Origin of the sequence: Geobacillus thermodenitrificans subsp. thermodenitrificans DSM 465 (genome assembly GCF_000496575.1) — a bacterium.
GTDB classification, from domain to species: domain Bacteria; phylum Bacillota; class Bacilli; order Bacillales; family Anoxybacillaceae; genus Geobacillus; species Geobacillus thermodenitrificans.
The window spans coordinates 420,632-438,385 of the sequence record NZ_AYKT01000001.1; the positions used below are offsets into that span (position 1 = coordinate 420,632).

The following is a 17,754-nucleotide window of genomic DNA, read 5'->3' on the forward strand; positions in this document are numbered from 1 at the left end:
GGAGATGGAGCGAGATGCCGCGCTATTGCATTGTCAATGCCGATGACTTTGGCTACTCGAAAGGGGTCAACTACGGGATTTTGGAAGCGTTTCAACACGGTGTCGTTACATCGGCGACTTTGATGACTAACATGCCAGCGGCAGAGCACGCCGCCCGACTGGCGAAAGATCATCCGGAGCTTGGCGTCGGTATTCATTTCGTGCTGACGTGCGGCCGTCCGTTGACTGATGTTCCAACCCTTGTGAACGAACACGGGGAGTTTCCACGGCGTGGGGAGGCGCTTGACAGTGCCGAACGCAGCGACATCGAGCGGGAGCTTCGCGCCCAATTGGAGCGGTTTTTCTCGTTTGGGCTCACCCCGACGCATATGGACAGCCACCATCACGTCCATGAGCATCCAAACGTGTTTCCGGTGATCGAGCAGCTGGCTGAATGCTATCGGTTGCCGATCCGCCCGGTACGAACCGCGCGGCCGCACCGGCTGGCCACCGTCGATGTCTTTTTTCCGGATTTCTACGGCGATGGGTTGACGAAAGACCGCTTTTTAGCCCTGATCGACCGGATTGACGATGGCCAGACGGCGGAAGTGATGTGCCACCCAGCGTATATCGATGTTCCGCTTGCGCAAGGAAGTTCCTATTGCCAGCAACGGGTTGAAGAGTTGGCTGTGCTGACCGACCCGGCGCTCGTTGAGGAGCTCGCAGAGCGTGGCGTTCAGCTGATTACGTACCGTGAATTTTACAAATTATAGGAGAGGGGCTTATGCAGACACAAGAACAGACGATCTTTCAACTCATTCTTCACGGCGGCAATGGCCGCAGCTATGCCATGGAGGCGATCGCCGCCGCGAAACAAGGGGAATTTGCCGAGGCGCACCGGCTGCTTGAGCGGGCTGGGGCGGAGCTGCAAGCCGCCCATGAGCTGCAAACCGCGCTGTTGCAGCAAGAGGCTGGGGGACAATCGACTGTTGTGACGCTGCTTATGGTGCATGCCCAAGACCATTTGATGACAGCGATGACAGTGAAAGAGCTAGCATCTGAATTCATCGAACTGTATGAACGAATCACTCCGTAAAGACAACCTTCACCGGAGGACGGGTAAGAGGGGAGGTAATGAGTAAACCATAAAATAATTATGTAAATTTATCAGTTCAAATCGAGAAACCCGGCTTTCAAGCAGGGATGGAAGCAAAGTGTGCTCCAACGCGCGAATGTGGTCTTTCGTTTCATTGCGGTGTGTAACATATGCCCCAAAGAGGGAGGAGCGGCGCTCAAGATCAAGAAGAAGCGCTAAGCGCCGCTCTGAGGCGTCTACATGTCATGGCTTGTGTTATGCTTTTGCCGGGTATGATTGCGGTTTTTCACTTTTTTCGAGCCGTCAAGCGGCTCCGGCTGCCCGGGATTGTCACCTTTTGGCGCGTTTTTGCGCATGTCTTTGCTGTCGTTTTTATTCGTCATTGCCTTGTCCCTCCTTTTGTTGATTATCATGCCGACGATGGTTGCCGCTTATTCGGTGTATAATTTGCCGGCCGTTTGAAACGATAAGTAATGAATAATGGGCATGATCGCAAAGGAGGAACGAGCCATGGTGTATCATAAAGCGAAGCAAGACGCGTTTCAGGCGGCGCAAAAAGCGACGATGGAGGCTAAAGAATGGCACGATCATTTAGTGCGTGACCAGGCGGACTACGGCCACCAGTTAGCCCATTTGCGGCAAGAAGTGAATGAGGCGTTTGCACAAATTGAAAACGCGCTCGAGGTCGCTTCAGAAAAGCAGCGTGTTCAGCTAGAGAAATTTCGCAACGATTTGCAAGGAATTGTGGCAGAAATCAATCAAGACGAGTAAGGGAATGTCGGCGGCGGACATTCCCTTTTCTGATGGCTATGGCAAGCCGGGATGGCGGAACGGCCGCCACGCTATTGGTTCTTTTTTCTTTTTTTGTTGTTTTGACGCTGGGCTTCTGTCAGCGGTTCATTGGAGAATTCTTCGTTGTATCCGGCGCCCATCCCTTGTGCTTTGGCGGCGTTCATACCGGGGATGACATGATTCGCTTTCCGCTTCGCCATTTGTTTCACCTCCGTTTCTAGTTTGTGACGAAACGGGCGCCTTATTCTTTTTTCGACCGCTGTTAGAAATGAAAATGGCGAAATGATGGAAATCATTATTTACAACTTGTCCTGTTATATAATAAGATAAAAGCGTGCCGAACTTTATGGGGATTGGGAGAATTCATGCTATTTTTTCGACTTTTGCGCGAAAAAATAGTATAGTATTATTGTGAAGTGAAGGGGGTTATACATATGGCGAAACATGATGTATTTAACGCCCGTTCTTCATTCGAAGTAAACGGTAAAAAGTACAACTATTACCGTTTGCAAGCGCTTGAAGAAGCGGGAATCGGTCGGGTAAGCCGCCTGCCGTACTCGATCAAAGTATTGCTTGAATCGGTGCTCCGCCAAGTTGACGGCCGCGTGATTACGAAAGAACACGTGGAGAACTTGGCGAAATGGGGAACGCCGGAAATGAAAGACATTGACGTGCCGTTTAAACCGTCGCGCGTCATTTTGCAAGACTTCACCGGCGTGCCGGCCGTCGTCGATTTGGCGTCCATGCGCAAAGCGATGGCGGATTTGGGCGGCGATCCGTACGAAATTAATCCGGAAATTCCAGTCGATCTCGTCATCGACCACTCGGTGCAAGTTGACCGCTACGGATCGGACGATGCGCTTGAGTACAACATGGACTTGGAATTCCAACGGAACGCTGAACGGTACAAGTTTTTGAAATGGGCGCAAAAAGCGTTTGACAACTACCGTGCCGTTCCGCCGGCGACCGGGATTGTCCACCAAGTGAACTTGGAATATTTGGCCAGTGTCGTTCATGCGGTCGAAGGAGAAAACGGCGAATACGAAGCGTTCCCGGATACGCTTGTCGGTACGGACTCGCATACGACGATGATCAACGGCATCGGCGTCCTCGGTTGGGGGGTTGGCGGAATTGAAGCGGAAGCAGGCATGCTCGGCCAACCGTCATACTTCCCGGTTCCAGAAGTGGTCGGAGTCCGTTTGACGGGCAAGCTGCCGGACGGCTCAACGGCTACTGACTTGGCACTGAAAGTAACGCAAGTGCTGCGGAAAAAAGGCGTTGTCGGCAAATTCGTCGAATTCTTCGGTCCAGGGGTGGCGACCTTGCCGTTGGCTGACCGGGCGACGATCGCCAATATGGCGCCGGAGTACGGAGCAACGTGCGGTTTCTTCCCGGTTGACGCCGAAGCGCTCGACTATTTGCGCTTGACCGGCCGTGATGAACATCATATTCAAGTCGTTGAAGCGTACTGCAAAGCAAACGGCTTGTTCTACACGCCGGATGCACCGGAACCGACGTTTACGGACGTCGTCGAAATCAACTTGTCGGAAATCGAAACGAACTTGTCCGGCCCGAAACGGCCACAAGATTTAATCCCGCTCTCGAAAATGAAACAATCGTTCCGCGAAGCGGTAAAAGCGCCGCAAGGCAACCAAGGCTTCGGTCTGACGGAAGCGGATTTGGAACGGGAAATTACGGTGACGTTAAACGGCGAACAAGTGAGCATGAAAACGGGTGCCGTCGTCATCGCAGCGATCACAAGCTGTACGAACACATCGAACCCATACGTGCTTGTCGCCGCAGGTTTAGTGGCGAAAAAAGCGGTGGAAAAAGGCTTGCAAGTACCGAAGTATGTCAAAACGTCGCTGGCACCGGGATCGAAAGTTGTCACCGGCTATTTGCGCGATTCGGGCTTGCTCCCGTATCTCCAACAGCTCGGGTTCAACGTTGTCGGTTACGGCTGCACGACATGTATCGGCAACTCCGGCCCGCTTGCTCCAGAGTTGGAAAAAGCGCTTGCTGAAAGCGATTTGCTTGTGACAAGCGTCCTGTCCGGCAACCGGAACTTTGAAGGCCGCATCCATCCGCTGGTAAAAGGTAACTATTTGGCGTCGCCGCCGCTTGTCGTCGCTTATGCGCTCGCCGGCACGGTCGACATTGATTTGTTGAACGAACCGATCGGTAAAGACAAAGACGGCAACGATGTCTACTTCCGCGACATTTGGCCGTCGATGGAAGAAGTGAAAGAGGTCGTCAAACGGGCGGTCGATCCAGAATTGTTCCGCAAAGAATATGAGCGCGTGTTCGACGGCAATCCGCGTTGGAATGCCATCGAAACGACGGACGAGCCGCTTTATCAATGGGATGAACAGTCGACGTACATCCAAAATCCGCCGTTCTTTGAAGGGTTGTCTCCGGATGTGCGCAAAGTCGAGCCGCTCACTGGCTTGCGCGTCGTTGGCAAGTTCGGCGACTCGGTTACGACTGACCATATTTCACCAGCTGGTTCGATCGGCAAAAGCACGCCGGCAGGCCAATATTTAATCTCGAAAGGCGTCGAGCCGAAAGACTTCAACTCGTACGGTTCGCGGCGCGGTAACCATGAAGTGATGATGCGCGGCACGTTCGCCAACATTCGCATCCGCAACCAAATCGCGCCGGGTACAGAAGGCGGTTATACGACGTACTGGCCGACGGGTGAAGTGATGTCGATTTATGATGCGTGCATGAAATATAAACAAGATGGCACCGGACTTGTCGTCGTTGCCGGCAAAGACTACGGTATGGGTAGTTCGCGTGACTGGGCGGCGAAAGGAACGTTCTTGCTCGGCATCAAGACGGTCATCGCCGAAAGCTTTGAACGCATCCATCGTTCGAACCTCGTCTTGATGGGTGTCTTGCCGCTTCAATTCAAAGAAGGAGAAAACGCAGAAACGCTCGGTTTAACAGGCAAAGAAGTGTTCGAAGTCCAGATTGATGAGAGCGTCAAACCGCGCGATCTTGTCAAAGTGACAGCGACGAACCCAGACACGGGCGAGAAAAAAGAGTTTGAAGTCATTGTCCGCTTTGACAGTGAAGTGGAAATCGATTGTTATCGCCATGGCGGCATTTTGCAAATGGTATTGCGCGAAAAATTGGCGAAAGTGAAACAATAATAGCAAAAAGCAGGCTTCCGCACCGGGAAGCCTGCTTTATTTTGTATTGAGCTTTTTCGCAGCATTTTCGAGCTTGCTTTTCGGGTCAGGGGTAAGCGTCCCGTCTTGGCCAAAGCCTTGCGGATTGACGCCCGGCGCCTTCGTGCCGCGGTTTTTGCCGCCGTTTTTCGCCATCGTTTTCACCTCCACTCGGATAGTATGGCCGCTTCGGGTGAAAATATAAGCAAAGCGCGGTCGGCAAAGGAGGGAAGAACGATGAACAAAGGGTTAAAAACGGCGCTCGCGACGATCGCGCTGGCGCAGTTTTTAAAAATTCCGATTAAGCAGCTGGAGACAGGCCGATGGGACTGGCGGCTCTTTTTTGAAACGGGCGGAATGCCAAGCTCCCACTCGGCAGGTGTTTCTGCTTTAGCGACATTTATCGCCCTTGAGCGAGGCGTGCGCACGATCGATTTTGCCTTGGCTGCGTTATTTGGATTGATCGTTATGTATGATGCACAAGGGGTGCGGCGCCAAGCGGGGGAACTCGCCCTGCGCCTCAACGAACTGGCCGAGGAAGTAAAAAAGCTGGAAGACGATCCGAAACAAGACGTATACAAAAAACGACAGCAACAGCTCCGCGCCCGTCTTGGCCATCAGCCGATCGAAGTTGTTGGTGGAGCGTTCCTCGGGATCATGACTGGTGCTGTTTCGCATTGGCTGTGTCGCCGCAGACGAAGGGGTAGGGAGTGAAGCGAATGGAGCGCTTGCTTCAGAGGATCATGACAGCGAAACGCCCAACGTGACGAAAAAAGCTGTCCCACTGTTCACGCAGGACAGCTTTTGCTGCTACGAGGAGATATTCCGCTTTTCCCGCCACCGTTTCCCCCATGAGCGCGCACTTGGAAGTTCGGGGAGGATCATGCCGGCCAAAATTGCGATGCCGCCGAGCCAAGCAGATGGCGACAGCCGTTCGCCAGCCCAAAGATAGGCGGTCAAAGCAGCAAATACCGGCTCCATAGCGAAAATGAGTGCTACACGAGTTGGCGTCGTATATTTTTGCACCCCTGTTTGGATTAAAAAAGCGGCTGTCGTCGCCAGTAGCGAAGTGATCGTGAGCGCTCCCCACACTTCCGGACGGCGGAGCACCGTCGTATCCCACATGTTCGTTGCCTCTTCAAGACAAAAGGCGAAGATGAAGCAAAGGATGGCGACGGTAAAAATTTGCACCATCGTTAACAGCAATGTTGAATAACGCGACGAATATTGACCCGTCACGATAATGTGCATGGCAAAGGAAATGGCGCAAAAAAAGACGAATACGTCACCGCGGTTGAATGACAACTCGGCTCCGCCTGTCAGCCAATATAAACCGAAGGCGGCAAGCACCGCTCCGATGGCCGCATTCGTGGTCGGGTTTTGCTTTAAAATCAAAAACGAAAACAGCGGCACGAGAACAACGCTCAGCCCGGTAATAAAGCCCGCTTTCGATGAAGTTGTATACAAAAGCCCGACCGTTTGAAGCGCATAGCCGCCAAACAACCATAGCCCCATCCAAGCACCTGCACCGATGACCCGCCACGATAACTGCCTGAGCAGCGGGCGGGAAACGATGGCGATCCATGCGAAAAGGAACAAGCCAGCAAAACTGAAGCGGATGGCGTTAAACGACAGCGGTTCTAAAAAGGAAATGGCATTTTGGACGACGACGAACGTCGCCCCCCAGACGAACGCGACTGCCAGCAAACTAAGATCAGCGACGATTTGCTGCTTCAATTCAATTCCCCCTTGTTTGTCTGTTCACATCTAGTCATTTGATACGCTGCTAGCCGCTAGTGTATCATAAATCAACCGAAAAAAGACATATTTTTTTGAAAAAAAGTGGGGGATGTAAGAAAACGGTTGATACAACCGTTCGTCGTGCATAAAAATAAGTAATGAACAAGGGGGAAAGTGTGGTAAAATAAAAACCAGCTCTGATCATTGCGACACGGAAGGGTGACAACAGTTGGATGTGCAAATCCAATGGACATATATCACACCGAAAAAACAAGAAGCCGTTCTCGTGTCAGATTGGACCGATGCCAACGAGGCGCTGGTGTTGGCCGACGATTTTGAAAAAACCGGGCGCACGAAGGCGCTTGAGTTCATCGACCGAAACGGAATCTCGTGGTCAAAAAAAGAACTTCAGAAGCTATTGAAAGAAATCGAAAGCGAGCCGCATGACGTCGTTGCGTATTTTGATGGCGGCTTTGACCATGAGACGACCCAAGGCGGCGTCGGTGCGGTCATATATTATAAGCAAAACGACCATCGCTATCGGCTGCGTGCTAACCGCCAGCTTGGCGAAATCAGATCGAACAACGAAGCGGAGTATGCGGCGTTTTGGTTTGTGATGCAGATGCTTGAGGAGCTTGGCGTCCGCCATTTGCCAGTGACGTTTCGCGGCGACTCCCATGTTGTGTTAAAGCAGCTGTCGGGCGACTGGCCGTGTTTTGAAGAAGATCATAACGCCTGGCTTGACCGCATTGAGGCTAAAATGCGCGATCTCGACATTCAGCCGACGTATGAGCCGATTTCACGAAAGCAAAATAAAGAGGCTGATTCCCTTGCGCGCCAAGCGCTCGACGGGCAACTAATCACAAGCCAAATGGAATTGACGGAGAAAGGGTAAGGTTGTATGGGAAAAAAGCGAAACCGACGCAAAGAAATATTGGAACAAATCGCCTGGCTTGAAGAAACGTACTGTGACGGCTGTTTTTTAAAAAGCACATTCCGGAAAGAGTACGGCAAGACGTACGCCCAGTCGTTTTGCATCCAGCAATGCACGGTTGGGGAACAAATGCGGCAGTACGGGGAGATGCTGCTTTCCGCATCGCCGCGCCCGCGCCAGTGACAGGCGGCAAAGGGCGACAGCGTTTTTCTCAGGGGCGGTTTGTGCGGGTGATAAGGCGCCAAACGGCGTTTCACGCGCTTAGAGACAACAAGGCTGCAGCGCGTATCACACGGTGAGCAACGATAACGAAAAGCGCTTCGTCCGGCGTGTAAAGCGGGGGAACGGGTACGTCCGAAGATGCGGACAGCAAAAAGAGCTTCGCGTGGCGAAGCTCCGTCTGATTCGGATTATTGTTGCGCCTCGCGAAGCTGGTGCTCAGCGCGGGTCAATTTTTGTTCGCACCGGGCAAGAAAGTCACCGTCTACGCCAGTCGCTTCCTGCCGGGCACGGGCGAGTTGGCGGCGGGCATTTTCGACCGCTTGTTCTGCATGGTTAAGCATCTCCGGATCAAGTTGCATTGTCGCTTGACCGACCATTTTTTCCGCCGTCTCGACGAACATTTCGACTTGCTTCAAGTCATTGTATCCTGTATGTACGTCGGCATCGCGTTTTGCCATATGAACACCTCCCTTTTGTTATTGTTTGCCGCCTTGTCGGAACTATGCAAAAGGAAAACGAAAAAGGCATCCTTGCTTATGCAGGATGCCTTTTGTTCCGCTGCCGTTCTTTCGTCTATGTCAACGAAGCATTATAATTTGACAACGTTCGCTGCTTGCGGTCCGCGGTTTCCTTGTACGATTTCAAACGAAACTTCTTGGCCTTCTTCTAACGTTTTGAACCCTTCACCTTGGATTGCCGTGAAGTGAACGAATACGTCCGAACCGCCTTCCACTTCGATAAAACCGTAGCCTTTTTCGTTGTTAAACCATTTTACTTTACCACGTTGCATAATACTGAATTCCTCCTAATACCTTTAGCCAGCCTGGCTAACCTCAAGATTTTTATCAAATAACAAAATATACTCCACAGCAACCCAAGATGAGTATTCGTGTTGAATGCCTGAAATATATTCTGTTATGTGATGACTTTACTATACACTACCAAAGGTCGCTGCGTCAAGCAAAAGAAAGGAAATTTCCGAAAAAGAGGCTTGCTCTTCGAAAAAGCGCCACAAAGAAAAGGAAAACGGGCCACCGAAGGAGAAAAAAGTCATGAACGACTGAAAAAAACCATACATTGGAATAGGAACGACGAAAAGGGGGAGAAGCGGATGTACCGCGGAAAAATCGCGGGTCAAGAAGTGATTGTCCGGCTGGGCAACCGAGTCAGCCGCCGCTATTTCAGCAACAATAAAATTTACCACATGGTTCTTTCGTATGGCGAATCGGCGTTTCGTAAAGGACAGGACACGTTTTGCATCTATAATGATCGCGTCGGTCTGATCGTCGCGGAAGTCGAGCAGCAGGATGTCCCGGTCATCCGGATCGACTACATTATTGAAAATGAAAATGTATACGAATAACTGATTGACAAGAGAAGGCGAATGCGGTAATCTCTGGTGTAAGCGGTAACAAAAAATGCATTCGTCTGTTTCATCCCGAGACAGACTTTTGCCGTGCAGGCAATCGTCTGTTTATTTTTTGGCTTTGGTTGAAACGGGCGGCGGCTGTTTTTCGTATATTGGAATGACAAGAGTGACAGACTAAAGAGGTGACAATTAGTGTTGCTGCGTAAAATGATGTCAAAGGTCGGGGTCGGGTCGGCGCGTGTCGACTTGATTTTAAATAAATCGTTATGGCGACAGGGTGAAACGATTCAAGGGGTCGTTCATATTTATGGCGGAACGGTCGAGCAGACGATCGAGCGGCTCGATGTTGAGCTTGTACAAAAAACGATTGAAAACGGCAAGGAGCGCGATGCGGTCGTAGCTGTCATCCCGGCGGCTGGAGCGTTTGCGATCAAGCCGGGGGAGAAAAAGGAAATCCCGTTTGCTTACACGATCCCAGAGACGTTGCCGATGTCGCGTCCAGGCCGATCATACCGGTTCATCACCCGCCTCGATATCGAGGATGCGGTCGATACGCTCGACTTCGACTACGTGCAAATTTTACCGAAAAAATAGGTTGACAACGCTTACAAACTTGCGCTATCCTAAAGACAAGTTAATCATTTTGTGGCGGAGAAACGGAGACCCACACATGTTTCCTTTGAATAGGGGAAGTGTGTGGGTCTTTGTTTTTTTGCCCAACGTGCAACCTTCCGGAAGGAGCACTGAAGCAGGAAATGGCAGAGGAAATCACGAATGAAAAGGGGGAAGAGACCAAATGTCACCATTTTTAGGAGAACTCGTCGGAACGGCGCTGCTCATCATTTTCGGATCCGGGGTGTGCGCCGGCGTGAACTTAAAGAAATCGTATGCCGCGAATTCCGGTTGGATCGTGATTACGATGGGGTGGGGGCTAGCGGTCGCGATCGCAGCGTATGCCGTCGGTCAATATAGCGGCGCTCATCTCAATCCGGCCTTAACCGTGGCGTTGGCCATAAGCGGCGACTTCCCATGGGACGATGTACTGATGTATGTCATTGCTCAGGTACTTGGGGCGATGATTGGGGCGGCTGTTGTTTATCTCCACTATTGGCCGCATTGGAAAGAAACGGATGATCCTAGTATTAAGCTCGGTGTATTTGCTACTAGTCCGGCCGTGCCGAATGTGTCTGCTAACTTGCTGAGCGAAATGATCGGTACGTTTGTGCTCGTCCTAGGGATTTTAGCCATTGGTGCCAACCGATTCGCCGATGGCCTCAACCCGTTTATTGTCGGCTTTCTCATTATCGCCATCGGCTTGTCGCTCGGCGGTACGACCGGGTATGCCATCAACCCGGCACGTGATTTCGGACCGCGCCTCGCCCACTTTTTGTTGCCGATCCCGGGAAAAGGACCATCAAATTGGTCGTACGCGTGGGTGCCGATTGTCGGGCCGCTGCTTGGCGGTGCGCTTGGCAGTCTAGTATATAAAGCGTTGTTTTTAGGAAAGACAAGTGCGGCGCTATGGGGCGTGCTCATTGCCGCGGCGGCGGTGCTGGCTGGAGCTGGCATGATGAAAGGAAAAGGGGCGGGCTCGGCGGTAGCGGATCGCCGTTCAGTTTGATAGGAGGCCCGGTGTTTGCGGCGGTGTCATTGAGCTGAAAAAATCGAGTAGGAGAGGAGAATGTTCATGACAGATCAATATATTTTAGCGATTGACCAAGGCACAACAAGCTCGCGCGCCATTTTGTTCAACCGTGGTGGAGAAATTGTTCATATGGCGCAAAAAGAATTTACGCAATATTTCCCACAGCCCGGCTGGGTTGAGCATAATGCGAACGAAATTTGGGGCTCGGTGCTTGCGGTCATTGCCAGTGTCTTGTCTGAGGCGCAAGTGAAGCCGGAACAAGTGGCGGCGATCGGCATTACGAACCAGCGGGAAACGACCGTTGTCTGGGAAAAAGAGAGCGGCAATCCGATTTACAACGCCATCGTTTGGCAATCGCGGCAAACGGCTGATATTTGCGACGAGTTGAAAGCGAAAGGGTATGATCCGCTGTTTCGCGAAAAAACGGGGCTGCTCATTGACGCTTATTTTTCGGGAACGAAAGTAAAATGGATTTTAGATCATGTCGACGGAGCGCGTGAACGGGCGGAGCGCGGCGAGCTGCTGTTTGGCACGATCGACACGTGGCTTATTTGGAAGCTGTCCGGCGGCCGCGCTCATGTGACTGATTACTCGAATGCGTCGCGTACATTGATGTTTAACATTCATACGCTTGAATGGGACGATGAGTTGCTTGCAATTTTAAACGTGCCAAAGGCGATGCTCCCTGAGGTGCGGCCGTCCTCGGAAGTATATGCGAAAACCGTTCCGCATCATTTCTTCGGCGTGGAAGTGCCGATCGCTGGGGCGGCGGGTGACCAGCAGGCAGCCTTGTTCGGACAGGCGTGCTTTGCTGAAGGGATGGCGAAGAATACATACGGCACCGGCTGCTTTATGCTCATGAACACCGGAGAAAAAGCGGTGCAGTCAAAACACGGGCTGTTGACAACAATTGCTTGGGGCATCGATGGCAAAGTCGAATATGCGCTTGAAGGCAGCATCTTCGTCGCCGGTTCGGCCATTCAATGGCTGCGCGACGGCTTGCGGATGATCAAAACGGCGGCTGACAGCGAAACGTACGCCGAAAAAGTCGAGTCAACGGACGGGGTGTACGTTGTCCCGGCGTTCGTCGGTCTCGGCACGCCGTATTGGGACAGCGAGGTGCGTGGAGCGGTGTTTGGCCTCACACGTGGCACGACGAAAGAACATTTCATCCGTGCGACATTGGAATCGCTCGCCTACCAGACAAAGGACGTGCTCGCCGCTATGGAAGCGGATGCCGGCTTGCCGCTGACGACATTGCGCGTCGACGGAGGAGCGGTGAAAAACAACTTGCTCATGCAGTTTCAAAGCGATTTGCTCGCTGTGCCGGTCGAGCGGCCGGTGATTAGCGAGACGACCGCGCTTGGAGCGGCGTACTTGGCCGGGCTGGCGGTCGGCTATTGGGGCAGTCGTGAAGATATTGCTGCCCAGTGGCAGCTTGAGCGCCGCTTTGAGCCGCAGATGACTGACGATAAGCGAACGGCACTCTATGAAGGCTGGAAAAAAGCAGTGCGGGCGGCGATGATGTTTAAATAACGGGAAGAAAACGGATACCCTTGGCTGAGGGTGTCCGTTTTTTGGTGGTTCAAAACAGGAGCAAAGCTGATGGCTAGCGAAGGGCAGGGATGTCAGCACACGCCCTGACAAGCCTTTACTTGTTCGCAACCCGTCTGGAAAAGAGAAAGACAACCGCTATCTTATTTTATAAAACTATGTGCTAAATATTCAAAAACCATAAAAAAGCAACAGCTGGCAAAAACCAAAACAACCTATCATCTCGCTTGCGTTGCAACATCAAGCAGCCAGCGCCTCAAAGTAACTAAAATAGGCAGAAGAAACAAAAAGTTTGCACTTTTGTTTCCCCATGGTAATATAAGAGTAAATTGCATATGTCTTATCAAGAGTGGGCGAGAGAACGGGCTTGATGACCCCACAGCAACCTGCCGCTGGCAAGGTGCTAAAACCCGCAAAGCGAGTTCGCTTTGGATGATAAGAACGGTTCCACCCCTTTTCGCATCATTCCGAGGCGAAAGGGGTTTTTTGATGGATGGGAGGTGAGGAAGAAACAATGGCGGAACGATTTTCGATCCGCGCTTGCATGGCGGCACATTTGCCGGCTGCGGCGTTTGCGGTTCACGTTATGCGTTGCGTGCGGGCGGAACTCATTCAGTTTGATTCACAGGCGGTCGTGCATGTCGACCGTGAGGACGGGTATGTCCATTTGTATGGGGAAGCACAAGGAACGATATTTTCTATCCTGCTAACGAACGCTGAGGTGGATGAATGGAAAGCGGAAGATCCGTATGCCCTTGACCGCTATATATGGATGGAGCTAGGAAAAAAAGAAATTTTGCCTACGCGAATGACACCGTATTTGCGAGCAGTGTTTTCCATTGAGTCCTAAAAAGGAAGAACAACGAATGACCGCAAAAAAATGGGCATATGCCATCATCCAAGTATCGCAGCACCAAAAACATGTTATCAAAACGCCGTCGGTCTGGAACGGTTAAGATACATACAAACGAGACGCCTGAGACGCCGAAATGAACGTTTTTACAACTTGACGAGTCGGTTATCGGCGAGCTGATTGAAAGGATACAACACGAATTTGCCCGCTGAAGGGAAATGACATCACTTCGCATAAGGCAAGGCATTGAGCAAAAGAAAGAGAGGCTCGTGTCGGTTGGTGGTTCCGTTTGTCCGAGGAAGAGATGACGAGCCGAAAGAAAGCAAGAATCCTCATCGTCTGGGCCGCCTGTTGCCATCGATCTTTGGGCGTTAGGGCATGGCTAACGCCCTTCCATTTTCTTGTCTCGACCGCATGCCGATCGGTGGCATGAGTTTATCAGCTTTGTTTGATACAGGGGGGGAGTTGGGCTGAATCAGGAACGATTCCCGGTGAGGGGTCAACTCCTTGTTTGCAACGCGCGTTCGGGTTATTAAACGAAGGGCGGTGTGGACGGAAAGGGACGTTGATGTAAAAAGAGCTCTTTGGGGGTCGTGGTCTTTTCGATCCGATGATATACTAGAAAAAGAGGGGAGGAGATTTAGTGGAAGAAACGATCGTTCACGCCATTCAAGATGACTATCCGGATGAATTTGCTTGGTGCTATGGCTGTGGCCGACTGAATGAACATGGCCACCATTTCCGCACTGGATGGCAGGGGGACAAGACGGTGACCATATACACGCCGCGCCCAGAACATACGGCCATCCCTGGATTTGTGTACGGCGGGCTGATCGCCTCGCTGATCGACTGCCACGGCACCGGCTCAGCAGCGCTTGCGTTGCACCGGAAAAATGGCCATGAGCCGGGCAGTGGGGAAGCGCCGCCGCGCTTTGTCACCGCTTCACTGCATGTCGATTTTCTCAAACCGACGCCGCACGGTGTGCCGCTTGTGGCCATCGGCACGGTGACGGAAATTCATCCGAAAAAATGGCAAGTCGACGCCGAAGTGTTTGCGAACGGCGAATTGTGTGCCCGCGGACAAGTCGTAGCTGTCGTCATGCCAAAAACATTTGTCCGTCCTTAACAAACAGCGAAAAGCGCCGGAGAGCCGCTGTTTTTTGACAGCGCTTTCTTCGGCGCTTTGCAGCTGGAGTTCGACTAAGGACGGCAATGTTGCTTTCGCGTTTAGTTTCTCTATTGGAGAAATCACGTTGTTGTATATTATCAACCTTCTAGCGTCCAAGAACGTTTAGTAGACATTGTTCTTTCAACGTTTGTCCATAATCAGCACCGATGACGTAGCACTCGCTACCTCTTTGCCGTTTTGTCGTACGGTGGCGGTCACATAGGCGATAGTCCGGCCGAATTTTTCCACTTGTGCCTCGATTTCCGCTTCTCCGGCTTCCATCGGACGATGAAATGTCGTTTGCAAGTTGATTGACGCATGGAGTTGATCATCGCGAAGCAAGGTCGTCACCGCATAAGCCATCATAATGTCTGCCGCCGCTCCGACAAATCCGCCCATGATCACCCCATTGCCGTTAAGCAATGATTCGCTTACCGTCCATACACCTTTCGCATAGCCGTCCCGAGCTTCCGTCAAGTGAACGCCAAGTGTTACGTCGCATGGCGGCGGCGCGCTTTGACCAGTGATCACCTCGTGCAAGTTCGTCAATTGCTTCATCTCTAACACCCTTTCTGTTATGAATCATGGTGGTTGTATTCGCCAAACAGCGACGATTTCCTCTTTTCTCGTTGGGAGGAAGGAGAATGGAAAAGAGAAAGCGAAAAAGTCCAATCGAGGAAAACCGAAAGGAGGAAGAGTGGATGTACCAACCACCAGAGGCGAGCTGCTGGACGGGGCGGGTGGACAGTGTGAGCGATGAACGGGCGTTTCGTCTCCATCAGCGCATTCGCCTATTAGATTTATCGGGGCCATTAACGCCGTTGGAACAAGCAGCGGCTTTTATTGGATTTGTGTGCGATGAGGGAGTGCGCCGCAATCAAGGACGCCAAGGAGCGAAAGAGGCGCCAGCCGCCGTGAAAGCAGCGTTGGCGCGGTTGCCATGGCATCTTCCATCAGGAGCGTCGATCTACGATGCAGGAGATATCGTTTGTGCTGACGGACGTCTCGAACAAAGCCAGGCCGAACTCGGAAAAGCCATCGCCCGCCTGTTGCAGAGCGGGGTGGCGCCGGTGGTGATCGGCGGCGGCCATGAGACGGCGTATGGCCATTACTTAGGCGTCCGCGCAGCGCTTGGGCCGAACGCTCGATTGGGCATCATCAATATTGACGCTCATTTCGATTTGCGTCCGTACGACAACGGGCCGACGTCAGGGACGATGTTTCGGCAAATATTAGATGAAGATAAACAGGTGGGGTATTGCTGCTTAGGGATTCAGCGGCTTGGGAACACGGCAGCGCTGTTTGCGGACGCGGAGAGGTACGGATGCGAATACATACTCGAAGAACAGCTAACGGCGGGAGCGATCGAGGCGGCTTATGAACGAATTGAACAATTTGCCTCGAGGCATGACAGCGTGATATTGACCATTTGCATGGACGCGATCAGTGCGGCTGCAGCGCCAGGAGTGAGCGCGCCGTCGCCGTTTGGACTCTCTCCATCATTGGCACGTGCGCTCATTCGCCGAATCGTTTCCCACCCGAAAACAATCAGTGTGGATCTTTGCGAAGTCAATCCGCTCGTTGATGAAGGCGGAAAAACAGTGGCGTTAGCCGCCGCCTTCTGCATGGAAGCGCTTCTTCATTTTCGACGTTTGCAACCGAGGCGGTGAGAAGATGAAATTGGTCATTGCCGAACGGGATCACAACGAACGGGAGGCGATCCGCTGGCTTGTGTCTGCGTATTCACTGCCGATTGAGCAAGTGTACACGGCGGCCACGGTGGAGGAGATGATGGCGCTTCTAGAGCGGGAGGCGCCGGAGCTATTGTATGTCGAATTAGATATGATTCCGTATGAACAATGGGGGAAAGCGACGTCTTGCATCCGCTTGTTTTGCCAGCGGGTGATTGCGGTGACCGCCGAGGCGACATTCGCACGGGCAAAACAAGCCATCGATTTACAATGCGTCGATTTGCTTGTGAAGCCGCTTGAGCCCGCCAAACTGAAACAAGCGTTGAGAACGGCGGCTTCGCTTTCCGCTGGCGGTGAACGCCCCCGTCTTGATGCCCATTTTGACGATTATCGCCCGTTATTTTACGAGGACTTTGCTGACGTCTCCTTCCATGTATGGCTGGTGCAAGCGGAACAGCCTTCCCTATCTGCTGAGGTGGTTCGCTTTTTAACGAGCTATCCGTTTCGCCGGCGTGCGCGCGTATTACCGTTGACTCATATGGCGGTGTGCCTTTTTCCCGAGCTGCCGGGCAATGGAAAGGAAGAAGCATGGAAGATGATGCGCGATTGGGAGGAGGAACATCATGAACCGTTGGCGGTGGTCATCATGCCACCGGATGGTCAGCAATCGGTGCGTATGCGCTATCAAGCTGCCCGCCGGCTGCTCGAGACGACATTTTTTATCGGCTACCAGCAAGTGATTGCTCCAGCGCCTGAATATGAACGGTGGCGTGAGTTGGATCCGTTTTTGACGCCGGAAGAGCAACGACAATGGGTTGAAATGCTTGAGCAGTTTGACCACGAGGCGGTCAAACGATGGTTGCAGAATGAATTTTCCCATTGGACGCCGCCGTTTCCGAGCCCAGAGATGGTGCGCACGCGGCTGACGAGCATCTTGGCGCAAATCCGGCGATTTATGAAAACATACCGTCTTGACCACGGCACGATGGAATGTGAGTACATGCGTCTATTTCAAGACATTTTGTACAATCCTGTGCTGTATCGTATCGTCCAAGAATTGATTTTGTTTTTATACCGGCTGCTCCACGAAGCGAGGAGGGCTGAGGAAGGTGCGCGTGTCGACGCCATCGAACGGGGGCTTCGCTATATGGAAACGCATTTTCGCGATCCGTCGCTCACGCTGGAGCGGACCGCGGCAGCAGCCGGACGCAGCCCTGCGTATTTCAGCCATTTGTTGTCGACAAAGCGCGGTGTGACGTTTCGCCAATGGCTGACGAAACGGCGACTCGAGGAGGCAAAGCGGTTGCTTCGACAAACCGACTTGTCTGTGAAAGAAATCGCCGAACAGACTGGGTTTCGGACAGCTCATTATTTGACGCGCGTCTTTAAAGCCGAACTGAACCGGACGCCGACCGCCTACCGTGATGAACAACGGCTCCATCGGTCATCACCGCAGTAGACAGTTTTTTCGAAAGAAATGAACATATATCAAAAGAAATGGACGGATGTGGTATAAAGAAATATGAAATTTCTAAAAA

22 protein-coding genes and 1 riboswitch are annotated in these 17,754 nt (G+C 52.2%); of the genes, 15 read left to right on the top strand and 7 right to left on the bottom strand.

The genetic code is table 11. The features are described from left to right. The first annotated feature begins 14 nt into the window (after positions 1 to 14). Entirely contained in the window at positions 15 to 752 is a 738-nt protein-coding gene (chbG, locus tag DSM465_RS0102155) for a chitin disaccharide deacetylase (RefSeq protein WP_029760513.1), read from the top strand. An 11-nt stretch (positions 753 to 763) separates the two neighbouring features. Continuing rightward, positions 764 to 1,075, top strand: a complete 312-nt coding sequence (locus DSM465_RS0102160; RefSeq protein WP_008879512.1) for a PTS lactose/cellobiose transporter subunit IIA — start codon at positions 764 to 766, stop codon at positions 1,073 to 1,075. Positions 1,076 to 1,311: 236 nt separating this feature from the next. Here the strand turns inward: DSM465_RS0102160 and DSM465_RS18695 are convergent, their stop codons facing one another. Further along, entirely contained in the window at positions 1,312 to 1,458 is a 147-nt protein-coding gene (locus tag DSM465_RS18695; protein WP_080320012.1) for a small acid-soluble spore protein P, read from the bottom strand. Between the two features lie 127 nt (positions 1,459 to 1,585). Between DSM465_RS18695 and DSM465_RS0102170 the strand changes: the two genes are divergently transcribed. Then, the gene (locus DSM465_RS0102170) at positions 1,586 to 1,846 is read left to right on the top strand and encodes a hypothetical protein (protein WP_011887203.1); all 261 of its coding nucleotides are present in this window, start codon (positions 1,586 to 1,588) and stop codon (positions 1,844 to 1,846) included. Positions 1,847 to 1,917: 71 nt separating this feature from the next. On the opposite strand, the gene sspO is transcribed toward DSM465_RS0102170, so the two are convergent. Next, entirely contained in the window at positions 1,918 to 2,067 is a 150-nt protein-coding gene (sspO, locus tag DSM465_RS0102175) for a small acid-soluble spore protein O (RefSeq protein WP_008879509.1), read from the bottom strand. A 234-nt stretch (positions 2,068 to 2,301) separates the two neighbouring features. On the opposite strand from sspO, the gene acnA reads away from it, so the two are divergent. Then, positions 2,302 to 5,022, top strand: a complete 2,721-nt coding sequence (gene acnA, locus DSM465_RS0102180; protein ID WP_029760515.1) for an aconitate hydratase AcnA — start codon at positions 2,302 to 2,304, stop codon at positions 5,020 to 5,022. Between the two features lie 36 nt (positions 5,023 to 5,058). Here acnA and sspL read toward each other — a convergent pair whose 3' ends face one another. Continuing rightward, positions 5,059 to 5,196, bottom strand: coding sequence for a small, acid-soluble spore protein L (gene sspL / locus DSM465_RS0102185; RefSeq protein WP_008879507.1), 138 nt, complete (start codon positions 5,194 to 5,196; stop codon positions 5,059 to 5,061). An 81-nt stretch (positions 5,197 to 5,277) separates the two neighbouring features. On the opposite strand from sspL, the gene DSM465_RS0102190 reads away from it, so the two are divergent. Further along, positions 5,278 to 5,754, top strand: a complete 477-nt coding sequence (locus tag DSM465_RS0102190; RefSeq protein WP_008879506.1) for a divergent PAP2 family protein — start codon at positions 5,278 to 5,280, stop codon at positions 5,752 to 5,754. A gap of 96 nt (positions 5,755 to 5,850) precedes the next feature. Here DSM465_RS0102190 and DSM465_RS0102195 read toward each other — a convergent pair whose 3' ends face one another. Beyond that, positions 5,851 to 6,777 (bottom strand): DMT family transporter, encoded by a 927-nt coding sequence (locus tag DSM465_RS0102195; RefSeq protein WP_029760516.1) that lies wholly within the window; start codon positions 6,775 to 6,777, stop codon positions 5,851 to 5,853. Between the two features lie 232 nt (positions 6,778 to 7,009). Here DSM465_RS0102195 and DSM465_RS0102200 point away from each other — a divergent pair, with 232 nt between their 5' ends. Then, a complete protein-coding gene (locus DSM465_RS0102200) occupies positions 7,010 to 7,675 on the top strand; it encodes a ribonuclease H family protein (protein WP_008879504.1) in 666 nt (221 codons plus the stop codon). A gap of 6 nt (positions 7,676 to 7,681) precedes the next feature. Then, positions 7,682 to 7,897: a zinc-finger domain-containing protein gene (locus tag DSM465_RS0102205; RefSeq protein ID WP_008879503.1), complete on the top strand. Its 216-nt coding sequence runs from the start codon at positions 7,682 to 7,684 to the stop codon at positions 7,895 to 7,897. Positions 7,898 to 8,124: 227 nt separating this feature from the next. Here DSM465_RS0102205 and DSM465_RS0102210 read toward each other — a convergent pair whose 3' ends face one another. Then, positions 8,125 to 8,394, bottom strand: a complete 270-nt coding sequence (locus DSM465_RS0102210; RefSeq protein WP_008879502.1) for a DUF2564 family protein — start codon at positions 8,392 to 8,394, stop codon at positions 8,125 to 8,127. 131 nt (positions 8,395 to 8,525) lie between these two features. Next, positions 8,526 to 8,726 (bottom strand): cold-shock protein CspD, encoded by a 201-nt coding sequence (gene cspD, locus DSM465_RS0102215; protein WP_003251474.1) that lies wholly within the window; start codon positions 8,724 to 8,726, stop codon positions 8,526 to 8,528. Positions 8,727 to 9,047: 321 nt separating this feature from the next. Here cspD and DSM465_RS0102220 point away from each other — a divergent pair, with 321 nt between their 5' ends. The 6 genes from DSM465_RS0102220 to DSM465_RS0102250 all read left to right on the top strand — a co-directional run bounded on the left by DSM465_RS0102220 (position 9,048) and on the right by DSM465_RS0102250 (position 14,483). Next, positions 9,048 to 9,299: a hypothetical protein gene (locus DSM465_RS0102220; RefSeq protein WP_008879501.1), complete on the top strand. Its 252-nt coding sequence runs from the start codon at positions 9,048 to 9,050 to the stop codon at positions 9,297 to 9,299. 198 nt (positions 9,300 to 9,497) lie between these two features. Further along, on the top strand, positions 9,498 to 9,899 hold the full coding sequence (locus DSM465_RS0102225; RefSeq protein ID WP_008879500.1) for a sporulation protein: 402 nt from the start codon (positions 9,498 to 9,500) through the stop codon (positions 9,897 to 9,899). Between the two features lie 202 nt (positions 9,900 to 10,101). After that, the gene (locus DSM465_RS0102230; protein WP_029760518.1) at positions 10,102 to 10,926 is read left to right on the top strand and encodes an MIP/aquaporin family protein; all 825 of its coding nucleotides are present in this window, start codon (positions 10,102 to 10,104) and stop codon (positions 10,924 to 10,926) included. A gap of 66 nt (positions 10,927 to 10,992) precedes the next feature. Then, a complete protein-coding gene (gene glpK / locus DSM465_RS0102235) occupies positions 10,993 to 12,486 on the top strand; it encodes a glycerol kinase GlpK (RefSeq protein WP_029760519.1) in 1,494 nt (497 codons plus the stop codon). 355 nt (positions 12,487 to 12,841) lie between these two features. Continuing rightward, positions 12,842 to 12,946: riboswitch (SAM riboswitch) on the top strand. A gap of 72 nt (positions 12,947 to 13,018) precedes the next feature. After that, entirely contained in the window at positions 13,019 to 13,354 is a 336-nt protein-coding gene (locus DSM465_RS0102240) for a hypothetical protein (protein ID WP_029760520.1), read from the top strand. 646 nt (positions 13,355 to 14,000) lie between these two features. Next, positions 14,001 to 14,483, top strand: a complete 483-nt coding sequence (locus DSM465_RS0102250) for a PaaI family thioesterase (RefSeq protein WP_011887215.1) — start codon at positions 14,001 to 14,003, stop codon at positions 14,481 to 14,483. 183 nt (positions 14,484 to 14,666) lie between these two features. Here the strand turns inward: DSM465_RS0102250 and DSM465_RS0102255 are convergent, their stop codons facing one another. Beyond that, positions 14,667 to 15,083, bottom strand: a complete 417-nt coding sequence (locus DSM465_RS0102255; protein ID WP_008879495.1) for a PaaI family thioesterase — start codon at positions 15,081 to 15,083, stop codon at positions 14,667 to 14,669. 143 nt (positions 15,084 to 15,226) lie between these two features. On the opposite strand from DSM465_RS0102255, the gene hutG reads away from it, so the two are divergent. Then, positions 15,227 to 16,195: a formimidoylglutamase gene (gene hutG, locus DSM465_RS0102260; RefSeq protein WP_011887216.1), complete on the top strand. Its 969-nt coding sequence runs from the start codon at positions 15,227 to 15,229 to the stop codon at positions 16,193 to 16,195. Between the two features lie 4 nt (positions 16,196 to 16,199). Then, positions 16,200 to 17,675, top strand: coding sequence for a helix-turn-helix domain-containing protein (locus DSM465_RS0102265; protein WP_029760522.1), 1,476 nt, complete (start codon positions 16,200 to 16,202; stop codon positions 17,673 to 17,675). Positions 17,676 to 17,754: the final 79 nt, after the last annotated feature.